The organism is Aliterella atlantica CENA595, from assembly GCF_000952155.1.
Taxonomy (GTDB): domain Bacteria; phylum Cyanobacteriota; class Cyanobacteriia; order Cyanobacteriales; family Chroococcidiopsidaceae; genus Aliterella; species Aliterella atlantica.
Window position 1 is genome coordinate 94,692 of the sequence record NZ_JYON01000021.1, and the last position, 9,041, is coordinate 103,732.

A 9,041-nucleotide genomic window follows, 5' to 3' on the forward strand; every position below is an offset into this window, starting at 1 on the left:
TTATAGATGCGTAGCGAGGCGATCGGGGAAAAGAGAGCAGGGGAAGCAGGGGGAGCAGGGGGAGATGATTATTTTTATATTGTGTCTTCCTTGTCTCCCCTATACTCTTATAATTACGAATTACGAATTATTGAAATTCCCCTTTGTCCTAAACAGGCTGAAACTCGCCCAACATTCTCACCTCTGGGTGTAAACATACAGTCCAATTTTGCTGAACTTTTTGCTGAACGTGACTAATTAGGTTAAAGATATCGTTAGCTGTAGCGCCACCGCAGTTAAGAATAAAATTGGCATGACGTTGTGCTACTTGTGCTGCACCAATTTGATAACCTTTCAGCCCAGTTTGCTCGATCAACCAACCCGCAGTGTAAGGTAAGGGGTTGCGAAAAACACTGCCACAGCTAGGTAAATGATAGGGCTGGCTTAATTTTCGCTGTTCTAAGTGTTGGCTAGTTGTCGCCAAAACTTGCTGGCGATCGCCACCTGGTTGAAACTGAAAAGTAGCTTGAGTAACTAATAAATCTTTGCCTTGCAAGCTAGAAGTCCGATAAGTGTAATTTAAATCTTCCAATGTCATAGTTTGCAAGGTTCCAGAAGGCAACAGTACCTCAGCACTAACTAAACTATCAGCAATACAGCTTGTATGAGCGCCTGCATTCATGACAACAGCACCGCCGACGCTTCCAGGAATACCTACAGCCCACTCAAATCCACTCCATCCCCGTTCGGCTATTTGCCACGCCAAACGCGGTAAAGGTTCGCCTGCAGCTACCGTAACTCTACCTGTTTCGTCATCAAATTGAGTGTGGCGCAGGTGACGAGTACCAATTACCAACCCAGGAATCCCGCGATCGCTAATTAATAAATTAGAACCCGCCCCCAACATAGTTATCGGCATTTGCGATCGCGCATAGTCAAAGCTAGCAATCAATTCGTCCAAATTGCGGGGTGCAACGTACCATTCTGCAGGTCCGCCCACGCGAAAGGAAGTTAAACTTGCTAATGGTACTTGGGCTTTGATTTGGCACTGAGTGGCTGGGATGTATGTCATGGCACTAAGCAGATTTTTATGTAAGTAAACAGAAGAACAAGCAAAATATTCTTAATCGGGGTTTTGCCGAATTGCAGCGATCGTTTCGGGAATGATTTGGTTAAGGTTTCCCGCTCCTAAAAATAAGGCAATATCTTGAGGGTTGAGGTTTTGACAGAGAAACTGGGAAACTGCATTTAAAGTAGGCTGATAAGTGACTTGGCTGTGACGCTTGCCAATTAGTAGAACTAATTGCTGACTGCTTACTTGTCCCAAATTAGGTTCGCCAGCACTATATATATCAGTAATCACAACTAAGTCTGCATCTCTAAAAGCTGCAGCAAACTCGCTTAAAAACGTCAGCGTGCGGCTATAACGATGCGGTTGAAAGATTGCTACGACTCTAGCTCCTGGCTGGGCTTGTAGGCGTGCTGATGCTAGCGTAGCGCGAATTTCACTAGGGTGATGGGCGTAGTCATCAATAAAAATAATTCCATTTGCTTCGCCGCGTAATTCAAAGCGCCGCCGCGCTCCTTCAAAGTTGGCGATACTAGATGCAATGGTGGCAAAATCTAGGTTTAGTAGTCTACCTACAGCAACAGAGGCGATCGCATTACTAAGATTATGTTCGCCGAGCAAGCGCAAATTCAACTTGCCTAATGCTTTTCCTCTTTCCCATACTGTTGCAGTTGTCCCATCAGCGCGGTACTCTATATCGCTTACTGTATAATCTGCGTTTGTTTCTGGGTGCAGGCTGTAGCTAATTTTTGGTTGCAGGCGATCGCGTACTGTAGCGCAATCAATGCAGCCAATTAATGTCTGACAGCGCCCTGCAAAGGTTTGAAAGGTTTCTATTACCTGCTCTAAACTGTGATAGTGATCGGGATGATCTAATTCAATGTTGGTAATAATGCCAATTTCTGCCGAGAGTTTAACTAAAGAGCCGTCTGATTCATCTGCTTCGGCAACTAGGTACTTGCTTTTTCCCAGTCTAGCGTTGCCTTCCCAAGCATTTACTTCGCCGCCGACTACAATTGTCGGATCTAAGCCTGCTTGCAGTAGCATATAAGCGATCGCGCTACTGGTGGTAGTTTTGCCATGAGTCCCAGCAACGGCAATACTAGAGTAATCTGCAATTAAAGCCGCTAATAATTCCGACCTATGAAATACCGCACAGCCTAAATCTATTGCTGCTTTGTACTCTAAGTTAGCTTGATTAATTGCTGTCGAACAAATTACTTGCGGTAGTGTGTGGATATCTACTGTCGATAGCAGTGGTGTATTTGTTTTTCTGCCGATCTCTGCGCTCGTTCGCTCTGATGTGTCTTTTTTCGAGCGGAAAAATTCTAGATTGCTTGCTTCTTGGCTGTTAAATATATGCGCTCCTACTGCCTCTAGCCTTTGGGTAATATGGCTAGAACGAACATCTGAGCCTGATACGGGTAGTTTCCGCTCCGCTAGGATATAGGCAAGAGCCGACATACCAATTCCACCAATGCCGATGAAATGAAATGGCTTACCGCTAAAATCAACAGAATTTGGCATTTTGCTCCTTACACACCACCAGAACACAAGATACTGTACGAATGTCACGCGATATCATATCAAGAATTACATTTTGACGGGTAGTTAATTTTGCTATTTTTCCGCGTACCTATAGATAGATTTTGCTAGGATCGCTGCGTCATCACTGCTATTTGCTAGTCTACGTAGGGCGTTGGCGACTAATTTTTAAGGCGAATACTAGCAATATTTTTGCAAAAAATCAGCTTTAGGGTAGATGCATTTGCATTTTTATTTTTCTAGATAGATACTGCCTAATTTACCCAGTTCCAACCAGACTGTTAGCAGCCGACAAAAAAGTTAAAAGTAAGTATGCGTAGAATTGGCGTGTTTGGCGGTACGTTCGATCCGGTTCACTGGGGACACTTATTAGCTGCTGAAACTGCTTTTAGTCAGTTATCTTTAGATAAAGTAATTTGGCTGCCTACTTGCGATCCGCCGTACAAACAAGCTGCTGGGCAATTTAAAGAGCGGTTGGAAATGGTACGGCTTGCGATCGCCGAGCGTCCAGGTTTTTCTACCCTACCAATCGACAATCTATCAACTACTGATGCTATTGATGCAGCGATCGCCTTACCAAATCTTTACACTAATACACATTGGTATTGGATTTTAGGCATAGATGCTTTTATGACTTTACCTCGCTGGCGCAAAAGGCACGAACTTGTTTCTGTATATGAATGGGTAGTTGTTCCGCGAACGACTAATTCCCAAATTCCTCAGCAAGTAGTACAGCAACTTAACGATTTACGCTGGCAGATATTACCGATGCCAATAGTGCAAATTTCTTCTAGCTTGATTCGCCAATATTGTCGCGATCGCTGTTCTATCCGGCACTTAGTACCTCAATCTGTAGGCGATTACATCGAGCGACACAACTTATACTCTGCTTAGAGCCTAATCAATTGCTTGCATTTTTAGAAAACTGTTTGTAGGCGGGTTATAATACACCACCCTTTGCGATATGATGTGGTTCAATACCAAAGAATTTATTCAATACACACCAGAGGGCAAGACGCTGTGATTAGAGTCGCGATCAACGGATTTGGACGCATCGGGCGCAATTTTATGCGATGCTGGCTGGGTCGAGAAAATAGTAATATCGATCTAGTCGCGATCAATGATACTTCCGATCCCAGAACCAACGCTCACCTGCTGAGATATGACACTATGTTGGGGACGTTGCGCGGTGTTGATATCAGCGCTGACGACAACTCAATTATCGTCAACGGTAAGACCGTAAAATGTACGTCGGATCGCAACCCAGAAAATTTGCCTTGGAAAGATTGGGAAATTGACCTAATTATTGAGTCAACAGGCGTTTTTGTCAGCAAAGAAGGCGCATCTAAGCATTTAAATGCAGGTGCTAAAAAGGTGCTAATTACTGCACCAGGCAAAAATGATGATGGGACGTTTGTAGTTGGCGTGAATGACAAAGACTACGACCACAGCAAGCACGTTGTCATTAGCAATGCTAGCTGTACTACTAACTGTTTAGCGCCAATTGCCAAAGTTTTGCACGAGAAGTTTGGCATTATCAAAGGCACAATGACCACTACCCACAGTTACACAGGAGATCAGCGTCTATTAGATGCTAGCCACAGAGATGTAAGACGGGCAAGAGCAGCGGCAATGAATATTGTCCCAACTTCAACTGGTGCAGCTAAAGCAGTAGCTTTGGTATTACCAGAATTGAAAGGTAAGCTAAATGGTGTTGCTTTGCGCGTACCAACTCCAAACGTATCGATGGTAGATTTGGTAATTCAAGTTGAGAAGCATACGTTTGCTGAAGAAGTAAACCAAGTTCTCCAGGAAGCGGCAGAAAATTCGCTTAAGGGCATTTTAGAATACAGTGACTTACCGTTAGTTTCATCCGACTATAAAGGTCATGATGCATCCTCAATTGTGGATGCTAGCTTAACAATGGTTATGGGCAATGACATGGTTAAGGTTATGGCTTGGTATGACAACGAATGGGGTTACAGTCAGCGTGTTGTGGATTTGGCTGAATTAGTCGCTACAAAGTGGCAGTAAAAACAGTGACCAGTAAAATACAGTGACCAGTGACCAGTGACCAGTGACCAGTTATGCAGTGATTGGTTTTTATATGGGAAGCTAGATCCTGTGAAACTTGTATATGTTGGTTTTAACTGTGTAACTACGGTTTCAAGCGCTGCTAAAAATGTTGAAAGCCCCGATTGAGGTTAAGTACCTCGTCGGGGTTTTGATTAGTGCGATCGCTCATTATTACGCTAGAAGTAGCTGTAATGTTGCCGATAATTGCCGCACCATTGCCCAGTTTTTGCACAAATTCTTGAGCTTGTATTGGTTGCATACACAGCACTAATTCAAAGTCTTCGCCGCCATATAAAACGTAATCTAAGGCTTTTTTTGGGGATAAATCGGCAAGGGAGTTAGGAATAGGAATATTTTGCTGCTCGATATGTGCGCCCACACCGCTCATTTGACATATCTGTAAAACAGCATCAGCTAAACCGTCGCTGCTATCCATTCCAGCAATGCGAGGGGATGCGCCTGCAATTTTCCACAGCAAAGGTAAGACATCAAGGCGGGGTTGGGGACGTTGATGGGCATTGATGAGATAAGAGCGATCGCTATTGCTTAAATTTTGCCCTAATTCTGGGTGCAACAATAATTCTAATCCTGCCCGCGATGCCCCGTGAACGCCAGTAATGACAATTGCATCGCCAACACGCGCAGCATTACGACGAATAACGCGCTGCGGCGGAACTTGCCCAAAAGCGGTAATTGCAATAGAAGTAACTGAAGAACGGCAAATATCTCCGCCGACAATAGCAGTATTATATTGCTGCAAGCATTGATTCATGCCTTGATACAGTTTTTCTACCCAGTCAACAGCAACATCACTAGGCAATGCTAAACCGACAGTAATAGCCAAAGGAGTAGCGCCCATAGCTGCTAAATCTGATAAATTGGCAGCAGCAGAACGCCAGCCAACATCTTGCGGGGAAGTAGTGCGATCGCTAAAATGTACTCCATCAACAAGTACATCTGTAGTTACAACTAAAGCTTGTCCTGGCTGTGTTGGCATTACCGCCGCATCATCGCCAATAATGTCAGCAGGGCAATAGCGCTGCAATCTTTGTAAAAGACCTTTTTCGCCAATATCTCTAATTTTTAAATCAGTCACTATGTAAAATTATCTATTCTTGACTTCAGACAAATTTTTATAAGTCAAGGAGAATTATTCAACTTGGTTTAGACGTAATTATCTCTGTTGGGCGTAGAACTTTATCACCTACGTGAAATCCTTGGCGCACAACTTTAGTAATTGTTCGATCCGCTAAATCGGCTCTTACTTCTCGGTCAACTACGCGACATAAGTCAAAATTTGGCTGCGTTCCTTCTAGTTCTATCGGGATTACTTGGCGCTTCTTGAGAACGCTTAGAAATTTGCGCTGAACTGCTCCTGAAGACTTGGGAAACCGTCGTAGAAACTCAGGACTAGGATCGGGATTATTCGCTAGGTAATCGAGCAATGCTTCTAAAGCATCCCCAACTTCTAATAGTTCTAAGAAAAGGTCTTCGCTTTCTGCTGATGCTTGGGTTTGCTGTTCTCGTAAAGATTGTTGCATTGAGACATTTTGCTTATTTAAACTGCCAATTTCTTTAATCAGCAAATCTCGCAATTCTTGAGAAATAGTAAAGTTTTGAGTTGTATCAGACACGCTAGTTCTCTCTATATGGTAGTAACATTACTTTTTTGTTTAAGTTTGCACTTGGGTAGGAAAATCACCAATGTTTAGCAGACACTTGTAAACACAGATTGATTACTAGGTTCATTTGTTACTTCAGTTGAATCTAAGGCTAGCCATGCTATGCGTTCTTCATCAGCAGCTTGATTAACTGCTTCCTCTAGTCCATCAAATTCTGCCAGCAAAACCAATGTAGGCTCTGGCTGTTCTAAAGCAGATAAATCGCTGTGTTTAAATCGTTTGATTATTGGTAATACTGGACGCAAATAGTCAGCAATAATGCGTTCTTCAGCCTTCAGGAGGCATTTTTGGGCTTTGGCAATAACTTCCACTGGATATTGCTTCTTCTTCATTGCCGTTGCCATAGCTTTAGTGATTTCAGCTTTTGAGGCAGCTTGCGAAACACCTAAAATATCGTAGGGATTGAGAGAATTAGGATTAGAATTACTCATATCACGTTTATCAATGATTTTATAGCGCTGCTCGTCGGACTCAAGTTTGATGTAATAGTCACGAGCAACAGTTGTCGCCTTATCAGTTAGTCCTGCGGCTACAATAGCTGCGCCCTCTGCCACTGCGTACATAGGTCGAGGATGCACAACAACCTTATCTTTTCCAAATGCTTCTCGAACTTTTTTCTGCACGTAGGGAATTTGCGAAGAACCGCCTAACAACAGCACTACATCTACATCGTTTGGGGTATGTTCTGACAAGTGTAGTGCCTCATGGCAAATCTTGATAGAACGTTCTACCAAGGGTGCAATCATTGGTTCAAAATGCTGGCGAGATATTTCTACTTCTACAGGTACAGCAATTCCTAGCTCATCTAGTAAAGGGGTGGAAGGAGCGATCGTGGCTACGCTAGCACTACTCAAGTCGATTTTGGCACGTTCTACAGCAATCTTTAACTCTCCATTAAAACGTACCTTTTGATAGTGCGGCATTTTATCAATTAAGCTGTCGATGTCTGATATTCCCTCTTGCTTGGCAACTTGTTCTTTGACAAATTTAATAAGTTGTGAATCAATATCGTCCCCACCTAACCACAAATCTCCAGCTTTTCCTGACTCAATAAATGAAGAGCCAACGGCTGTAACTAGGCAAGCATCAAAAGTACCACCACCAAAGTCATAAACTAGAATTGTTTTTGCATCTTCATCATCTGGCGAATAACTATAGGAGATGGCAGCAGCAGTAGGTTCAGCAAGTAGTTCTAAGGGTGTCAGCCCAGCTTTCAGGGCAGCGGTACGGGTGGCATGGCGTTGTTTGTCATTAAAGTATGCTGGAATAGTTATTACAGCTTGATCGATTGCCTCTCCTGCTTTACCTTGTTTTTGCAAATGGCATTTAGCATTCTGCACGACTTTTTTGAGGATCTCAGCAGAAATATCTTCCGGTTGATATTCTTTGCCTCCTAATAAAACTGCAAGGCTGTTATCTGTACCTGATTCTGGCTTGATAATTTTATAAGCGTAGTGAGACTGTTGCTTCTGTACTGCTGGATCGCTGAAGCCACGACCCATTAAGCGTTTGATAGAAATAATTGTGTTTTCTGGATCGTGCAGTAAGTTGTTATAAGCTTTCTCTCCAACCACTATATTGCTTTGGTCATGCGCTACTACCGATCTAGTTAATTTTCGATCTGGTGGCGTATTATCGTCTGCTGTGACTACCTCAACACGCTCTAACTTAAAAGCTGCAACGGAGTTAGTTGTCCCCAAATCTATGCCGATCGCTTTACCCATAATTTTGTTGTAAATTTATATAACTGCCTTATGCCAGCACTGCTACATCACCTACTTTTTAGGCAGAAATAGAACAGCAACGCAGCCTAATTGCAAATAACTATCCAATTAAGGCAAATGAGTTATTAAAATGGCTCCAGTGAAAATACGGTAAGTAGGGAAAAACTCTCGTTAAATTGTAATCGCGCTTTAACAGGCTTTTTATAGTTTTATGTGCTTAAAAATAAAACACCTGTTCCTTGCTCTATCTCGTGTTGAATTGCTGGGCGAGGATAAATTCGGCGATCGCTTGCAAAAGAGGCAAGACTGATGTTGTAGAAATATAGCTGTAGAGTGGGCAGCGCTCATCCTGCTTAATTTTGTAAGATCTTATGAGGAATTACAAGAGAGATGGCGTAGCGGATAAAGTTAGTCTATGCGAGCGATCCTTTCAAGTCGTGAAGAAGTTGCGAAACGTGTCTACCAAATCTATAGACGAAGATAGAATATTGCTACTCTCCTATCTTGAGGAAGCTAATTATGATCGCTCACCGCGTCGAAACTACTGTTGAACTTGACGGCACACTCATCCTCAAAAACTTGCCTTTTCATTCTGGCGAACAAGTAGAAGTAATTGTTCTATCTCAAACAAATAAAACATCTGAGCAAAACAGATATCCTCTGCGTGGTACGGCTGTTCAATATATCGATCCAACCGAACCTGTAGCTCATGATGATTGGGAAGTTGCACAATGATTGTGCTTGACACTCATATTTGGGTTTGGTGGATTCATGGAGATCCTCGGCTTACCCAAGATTATTATGACTACATCCAAGGACTGGAGACACAAGGCTTAGGTATCAGGGATAATTCATTCTATAAGTAAAAATAGTTTGTCAATGTCATGGGCAAGAAAGCGTTCCGCCTTGGTCAAAGAATTATAACCACCCTGACGAGCAAGATTAATAGCGATATTGCGGATAATA

Annotated in this window: 8 protein-coding genes and 1 pseudogene; 4 read left to right on the top strand and 5 right to left on the bottom strand. The window is 42.9% G+C overall.

Annotated elements, in window-relative coordinates:
- Positions 1-148 precede the first annotated feature (148 nt).
- Positions 149-1,051, bottom strand: coding sequence for a UDP-N-acetylmuramate dehydrogenase (gene murB / locus UH38_RS17655; protein ID WP_082065426.1), 903 nt, complete (start codon positions 1,049-1,051; stop codon positions 149-151).
- A 51-nt stretch (positions 1,052-1,102) separates the two neighbouring features.
- Positions 1,103-2,575, bottom strand: coding sequence for a UDP-N-acetylmuramate--L-alanine ligase (murC, locus tag UH38_RS17660; RefSeq protein ID WP_045056002.1), 1,473 nt, complete (start codon positions 2,573-2,575; stop codon positions 1,103-1,105).
- 330 nt (positions 2,576-2,905) lie between these two features.
- Here murC and nadD point away from each other — a divergent pair, with 330 nt between their 5' ends.
- Together nadD and UH38_RS17670 are read left to right on the top strand one after the other, a co-directional pair.
- Positions 2,906-3,487 (top strand): nicotinate (nicotinamide) nucleotide adenylyltransferase, encoded by a 582-nt coding sequence (gene nadD / locus UH38_RS17665; RefSeq protein ID WP_045056003.1) that lies wholly within the window; start codon positions 2,906-2,908, stop codon positions 3,485-3,487.
- A 126-nt stretch (positions 3,488-3,613) separates the two neighbouring features.
- Positions 3,614-4,627: a type I glyceraldehyde-3-phosphate dehydrogenase gene (locus UH38_RS17670; RefSeq protein WP_045056004.1), complete on the top strand. Its 1,014-nt coding sequence runs from the start codon at positions 3,614-3,616 to the stop codon at positions 4,625-4,627.
- Positions 4,628-4,769: 142 nt separating this feature from the next.
- On the opposite strand, the gene thiL is transcribed toward UH38_RS17670, so the two are convergent.
- The 3 genes and pseudogenes from thiL to UH38_RS17685 form a co-directional block, all read right to left on the bottom strand.
- A complete protein-coding gene (gene thiL, locus UH38_RS17675) occupies positions 4,770-5,765 on the bottom strand; it encodes a thiamine-phosphate kinase (protein ID WP_045056005.1) in 996 nt (331 codons plus the stop codon).
- Positions 5,766-5,823: 58 nt separating this feature from the next.
- Positions 5,824-6,303 (bottom strand): nucleotide exchange factor GrpE, encoded by a 480-nt coding sequence (locus UH38_RS17680; RefSeq protein WP_045056006.1) that lies wholly within the window; start codon positions 6,301-6,303, stop codon positions 5,824-5,826.
- A gap of 476 nt (positions 6,304-6,779) precedes the next feature.
- A pseudogene (locus tag UH38_RS17685) lies at positions 6,780-8,075 on the bottom strand (Hsp70 family protein); the annotation flags it as partial.
- A gap of 519 nt (positions 8,076-8,594) precedes the next feature.
- Between UH38_RS17685 and UH38_RS17690 the strand changes: the two are divergent.
- Both UH38_RS17690 and UH38_RS27945 read left to right on the top strand, forming a co-directional pair.
- Positions 8,595-8,810: a hypothetical protein gene (locus UH38_RS17690; protein ID WP_045056007.1), complete on the top strand. Its 216-nt coding sequence runs from the start codon at positions 8,595-8,597 to the stop codon at positions 8,808-8,810.
- Positions 8,807-8,941, top strand: a complete 135-nt coding sequence (locus UH38_RS27945) for a PIN domain-containing protein (RefSeq protein WP_268748900.1) — start codon at positions 8,807-8,809, stop codon at positions 8,939-8,941. Before UH38_RS17690 ends, UH38_RS27945 begins: the two co-directional genes overlap by 4 nt.
- The last annotated feature ends 100 nt before the right edge of the window (positions 8,942-9,041 follow it).

Excerpts from the sequence above, each read along its gene's own strand:
- nadD (WP_045056003.1), top strand. The coding sequence starts at position 2,906 with ATGCGTAGAATTGGCGTGTTTGGCGGTACGTTCGATCCGGTTCACTGG.
- murC (WP_045056002.1), bottom strand. The coding sequence starts at position 2,575 with ATGCCAAATTCTGTTGATTTTAGCGGTAAGCCATTTCATTTCATCGGC.
- murB (WP_082065426.1), bottom strand. The coding sequence starts at position 1,051 with ATGACATACATCCCAGCCACTCAGTGCCAAATCAAAGCCCAAGTACCA.
- UH38_RS17690 (WP_045056007.1), top strand. The coding sequence starts at position 8,595 with ATGATCGCTCACCGCGTCGAAACTACTGTTGAACTTGACGGCACACTC.
- UH38_RS27945 (WP_268748900.1), top strand. The coding sequence starts at position 8,807 with ATGATTGTGCTTGACACTCATATTTGGGTTTGGTGGATTCATGGAGAT.